Below are 4,942 nucleotides of genomic sequence, written 5' to 3' on the forward strand. Positions count from 1 at the left end.
ACCGACGGACTCACCAGTCGCACGAGACAATTCGCGTTCCAGTTCACTTTGCGTCATTGCGTTGTCCTTTCTTCAGGCGCCACTTTCGATCTGCGCGCGCAGATCTTCTGAAGAACCACTCCTTGCAAGAGACAGCTCGATTGAGCTGCCAAAGAATCAGCCGGTCGTCAGCCAGTTGGCCTTTAACCAAGCTTGTTCGGCGTCGAGAGCTTGGCTGCGGGTGACAAAGGGCCCAAGAACAGGCCCGCCGATAATCGACGCGCGCCAGTTCCCCTGGTCATCGGGCTCAACGTGGCTAGCACGGGTGATTGCCAGCCGGCCCAATGCAGCAAGGTTGATATTCTCGTCGTAAATGCAGTGGGCTTGGCCGTTGGGCTCAATGACCAGATCCATCAGGCCACCTCGTCACGGCGCCGCAGGATATTCCTGCGCGGCCGATCAATGAGCAGCCCGTCGAGCACCGACTGCACGCCGGCCAGTTCGGTGGCCATGTGCTGCCGGAGCCCTGCCTTATCGCGCAACGCCTGCGGTTCAATCCCGCGAACGGTGCGCTGTGCCTGCTCAACCAAGTCGTCGAGCTGGCCGCTGGAGCCGATGTTGAGCTGCTTGAACCGTTCGAAGAACTCGGTCAGGTTGGTGATCGCCGAGTCGCGGAAAACCTTTGGCTTGCCATCGTCGGTGCCGCTAAGCCGCTCGGTCAAATGCGAGACCAGCTTGCCTAGTTCGCTGATGAACGCTTCCTCGGCTAATCGCACGGCCTCGTCGAATCGAGCTGCAACCCTGGCCTGCTCCTGTCGGAACAGCTCGGGGCTCAGTTCGCGCAAGTAGTTGGGCGGTTCGACGCTGGGAAAATCCCACTCAACGCCGAAAAGGCCGTGCAAAGACGTCGGATAGTCAGCCGAATTAAAGAGCGACCCGAGACGCTGGCGAGCTGCTGCCTTGAGTTCGGCAAAATGCTCATCCAGCCGTTCGACTGCCTCTTCCAGTTCGGCTTTGAGTGTGGTCATGTGGACGTTAAATGCTTGGATGTCGTTCTGCCGGATCAAGCGAATGCCCGGCTCGGGGTACGGCAGTGAAATGCCTTTCCAGTAGGAAATCAGCCGCCCACGGATCGAGGTCACTGCCTTGAAGGCTGGATGGCTGGTGTCCAGTAGCTTTTTGCCGGCAGACAGATACTGCCTTTGAGCACCGAACGATTCGGCTGCTTGGGCCTTTTGCTCCTGGGTGAGCGTTTTGCGCACGCCCAGCCAGGAAAGCGACACGCGCACGGCAGCCATCGTGGCACGCAGCCGATGGGCTGCTGGGGCCGTCGTGCTGGTAGCAATCTCATCGAGCAAAGTGCTCATAAGCAGAATCTCCAAACAGGTCTGAATTGAAATTCAAAAATGGGTGCAGATCACCCACGAACGTGGTACTTTTCAGGCGATGCAACCGTACCTGAGGCAGCACGACTTATCGAACAGCAAGGCACGCTTTATGATCTTCGGGTTTGAACGCAGCATCGTGTTGGGCCTGCTTGTCTGCATGGCGTGGATCGCCCCCATCTGGGCTGCAACCGAAAAGCTTTCGGCGACAAAGCCTCGGCCCAACATCGTCGTCATCCTGGCGGATGATCTCGGCTATGGCGATCTGGGTTGCTATGGCGCGACGAAGGTCAAGACACCCAACGTTGATCGGCTGGCTCGCGAGGGCCGACTTTTCACCGATGCACACTCACCAGCCGCCGTCTGTACGCCGACGCGATACGCGCTGGTGACCGGCCGCGAATTCTTCCGGTATGGTGGACACTGGAACAAGGAATGCCTGGTCGCGCCGGGGCAGATCACCCTGGCATCGCTGTGCAAAGACTTTGGCTATGCCACGACGCTGGTTGGAAAGTGGCACCTCGGCTACGGAGAGAAGGAACCGGATTGGAACGGCGAGCTGAAGCCGGGACCCCTCGAGTGCGGGTTCGATTCGTTTTTCGGCACGGCGATGACCCACAACGAGCCGCCGCAAGTCCTCGTTGATGGCCATCGCGTGGTGGGGCTGTCAAAAGACGACCCAATACGCATGTTGCCGCCCGACGCAAAGCATCCGTTCGGTGTTCGCCAGGGCGGTACATCGGCACTTTTAATGAGCCAAGACCTCTGCGATCTACATACGCAAAAAGCCGTGCAGTTCATCGACGCTAACAAGGATCGTCCCTTCTTTCTTTACTACGGCATGATGAACGTCCACGTACCGCTCTCACCGGCGAAGCGGTTTCAAGGCAGCAGCGGCATCGGGCCCTATGGGGATTACATCCAAGAACTCGATTGGTCCGTAGGCGAGGTGCTGGCGGCGCTGGACAAACACCAACTCAGCGAGCGGACCCTGGTGATCCTCACCAGCGACAACGGCGGCGTCCTGCATCGCCAGGCAACCGAGGCTGGCCATCTGGCCAACGGCGAACTGCTCGGTCAGAAGACCGACGTCTGGGAAGGCGGGCATCGCGTGCCGTTTGTGGTCCGCTGGCCCGGGCATACGCCGGCCGGAACGAAATGTGGGGAATTGATTTGCCTGACGGACATGCTGGCGACATTCGCCGCGATGTTCGGCCGCGAATTGCAACCTGCCGAAGGTCCGGACAGCCTGAACGTGCTGCCAGCGATCTTGGACCAGCCGCACAACAAACCGTTGCGGCCTTTTGCCACGATTATCGGCACGAAAGGAATTGGCATTCGCGCCGGAAAGTGGGTTTTCATTGCCCAGCAAGGCTCTGGCGGGGCGACCACGGAGCCCAAAAACGCTTGGTTTCAGCATTGGAGCCCTGGCTGGCAGAATAGCGATTTCACGACTGACGGCACGCTCAAGCCCGACGCACCGCAGGGACAACTTTACGATATACTCACCGATCCGCGCGAGACGACCAACCTTTATCAGAAATATCCGCAGGTGGTCGAACAGCTACAAGCTCTGCTCAAGCAGGTGATGAAGAAAGGGGCAAGTGCCCGGGCAATCGCCGCCCGTTTCATGGCGCCAGCGCAAGGCGATTGAATCCGTTGCCAGCCATGGAACTTCTTCATTCGCGTGATGAGGCTTTCCAGAGCTTCAGAGAATGGCAGGTAGCTGTTTGCCATCGGTCGTCCCTATACAGCAGTCCGGTTCTACGCCGCAGCCGTTTCGCGGTAGCCCTTGCGGGTTTTCTCGGCGACCAGCTTTTCGGCATGGTCGTGGGCTGCGGCCGTATCCGCGAAATGCTTTTCTTGCTGTTGGCCGTTGGTGCCCAGCCGGCCGTAGCGCACGATCACGCTGGTATTGTTGATCTCGATTTCCCAGAACTTGGCCGAATTGCCGCCAACGAACTCGAAACGTCGGGTCATGGTACTGGTATCCCTATAGTTAGATGTCAGGCAGGAACAAGAACTTGGCTGTCAGGAATTGCAGATCGCCGCACGTGCCGAGACCTGACGGGATGTACGCGTTTCCCAGCTCGCGAAGTTCAGAGGCGGGTCGCTGCCTGATGCTGAAGCGGCTATGTTTGACATTCCTGCGACTTCAGAACTGGTTGCTTGACAGTAGCCAACCGCACAAGTTCAATTCGATTGGAAGCAGGAACTGCACCGAAGAAACGGCAAACCGACTCTTTGGATCGTACTGATGGAAGCTCGAACACCCGAATTTTGCGACGGATTTGTCTGCTGCTAATTGGGGGCCATTTATGACCATCGAAGAAAAGCTCCTTGCCCTTAGCGAATGCGGTCTGAAGCTCCGGGGTGAATTTGGGGTATCGCACCTTATCGAAAGCTGGGGGCGCGAAGCCCTCGACGAGCCCGGATACAATTTGGCTCTTGTTTGCCTCGGCATGACGCAGGAGGAACCGCCGTGGACACCTCACTGTGATAACCTATGGCATTTCGACACGGAGTGCGTCGAAGGCGATGGCAGCTACGTTTGCATAGCGAAGCGCATGACAGAAATGGCCCAAGGCTCTCTTCCGCTTTCCGACTTTCAAGATCACATCGACGTCGAGAAGGGTGAAGCATGGCTTCGTTTCAATTGCCAGGGAAAGTCGATTCACATTGATTGCGAGGTGCAAGACGATTGGGTTGACGCGAGCATCTTCGGTCATTTCGTTCGCCTTCTTTCCCAATGCGATCCGGGCAAACTATTCCTCTACCATGACCTTGGCGGGCAGGATTGCATCATCGGCTGCCTGACAAAGGGGCAGTTCAATGGGTTGAAGAAACTGATCCCAGAGGTACAGCCGCTGAGCTAGCCCGCTACACACCCTCCACGTTCGTCTCCCTGAGATTTCGAAGTCTCCTGGCCGTACGGATGAGCCTGTACGTGGTGGGGGCAGGAATCCCAAATACCTTAGCTGTCAAGCACGTCGACTAAGGTGGTAGCAGAGGACCAGCAGCCCGCACACGCACGAATGACGGAAACCGTGGCACTCCGCGATCAGTCAGTTCCTGGTAACGGAACGTGATCAGGCTGCCCGCTGGCGGCGGGTTCTCTCGCTGGGCGTCGGTAAAACCGGTGCCCACCGAGAAGGTCGTTCCGTCTGGTAGCGCAACCAGCAAGGCGCCCATGCGCCCTTTGTGGCGACCGGCGCCGGGCTGGTGTTCAAGCACGCGTGCTTCAGCGTCGTGGAAGCGTTTCACCTTCAGCAGCGTACTTGAACGGCCGGGTTCGTATTGCGATCCAGGTTGCCGCAGCATCAGACCTTCACCGTCGCCGGCCAGGACCAGTTCCAGTTCATCGCGCAGATGCTCGAGGCTGCGGCACTGCTGTTGAGGCAGTATGCCGACGTAACGCAACCGAAGCTGGGAAAAACAATCGCACAAGTACTCGATGCGCTCCTCGAACGGCTCACGCATGGCTGGCGCGTCGAAGATGCGGAATTTGATGTGCGCCCATAAGCTGTTGCCGTCGTGGCGGCGCACGATGCTGACCGTGCGCTGAAATGCCTTGCGGG

The 4,942-nt window shown here is 58.3% G+C and carries 6 protein-coding genes; 2 read left to right on the forward strand and 4 right to left on the reverse strand.

The window, feature by feature from the left end:
• Nucleotides 1–156: 156 nt before the first annotated feature.
• Nucleotides 157–393: a hypothetical protein gene (locus VGG64_24880; protein HEY1602863.1), complete on the reverse strand. Its 237-nt coding sequence runs from the start codon at nucleotides 391–393 to the stop codon at nucleotides 157–159.
• Nucleotides 393–1,346, reverse strand: coding sequence for a hypothetical protein (locus tag VGG64_24885; GenBank protein HEY1602864.1), 954 nt, complete (start codon nucleotides 1,344–1,346; stop codon nucleotides 393–395). Before VGG64_24885 ends, VGG64_24880 begins: the two co-directional genes overlap by 1 nt.
• Before the next feature lie 130 nt (nucleotides 1,347–1,476).
• Here VGG64_24885 and VGG64_24890 point away from each other — a divergent pair, with 130 nt between their 5' ends.
• Nucleotides 1,477–3,018 carry an arylsulfatase gene (locus VGG64_24890; GenBank protein ID HEY1602865.1) on the forward strand — a complete coding sequence of 514 codons (1,542 nt, stop codon included), beginning with the start codon at nucleotides 1,477–1,479 and terminating at the stop codon, nucleotides 3,016–3,018.
• Nucleotides 3,019–3,128: 110 nt separating this feature from the next.
• Here VGG64_24890 and VGG64_24895 read toward each other — a convergent pair whose 3' ends face one another.
• A complete protein-coding gene (locus VGG64_24895) occupies nucleotides 3,129–3,344 on the reverse strand; it encodes a WGR domain-containing protein (protein ID HEY1602866.1) in 216 nt (71 codons plus the stop codon).
• 338 nt (nucleotides 3,345–3,682) lie between these two features.
• On the opposite strand from VGG64_24895, the gene VGG64_24900 reads away from it, so the two are divergent.
• Nucleotides 3,683–4,240, forward strand: coding sequence for a hypothetical protein (locus VGG64_24900; protein ID HEY1602867.1), 558 nt, complete (start codon nucleotides 3,683–3,685; stop codon nucleotides 4,238–4,240).
• Between the two features lie 118 nt (nucleotides 4,241–4,358).
• On the opposite strand, the gene VGG64_24905 is transcribed toward VGG64_24900, so the two are convergent.
• Nucleotides 4,359–4,942, reverse strand: a 584-nt coding sequence (locus VGG64_24905) for a DNA ligase (protein HEY1602868.1), incomplete at its 5' end; no start/stop codon positions are given.

The organism is Pirellulales bacterium, from assembly GCA_036490175.1.
Lineage (GTDB): Bacteria > Planctomycetota > Planctomycetia > Pirellulales > JACPPG01 > JACPPG01.